Annotated in this window: 1 protein-coding gene; it reads left to right on the forward strand. The window is 53.3% G+C overall.

Annotated features, from left to right (window positions below; translation table 11 throughout):
- On the forward strand, positions 1–259 hold a 259-nt coding region (locus BFP92_RS32360), incomplete at both ends, for an immunoglobulin-like domain-containing protein (protein WP_345788658.1).

Consider the following 259-nt stretch of genomic DNA (forward strand, 5'->3'; position numbering starts at 1 on the left):
AGAACCTGGTTACCGATCCAAAAGCGGCCGTCACTTCGATTACCGACTCGATCGACAACACCACGGTTTCTCTGAGTGCTGATAAAGCCTCGGTAGTTGAAGGCGGTGACATCACTTACACCGCAACCTTGACCAACAAAGCGCAAACTGACGTTACCGTTACGCTGAGCAACGGCCAGACCATCACGATCAAGGCCGGTGAAACTGTCGGCTCGACGGTTTTCCATACCCCGGCTAACGACGTCTACAACAACGGTTC

It is taken from the genome of Pseudomonas sp. 58 R 3, assembly GCF_900006605.1.
GTDB classification, from domain to species: Bacteria; Pseudomonadota; Gammaproteobacteria; order Pseudomonadales; family Pseudomonadaceae; genus Aquipseudomonas; species Aquipseudomonas salomonii.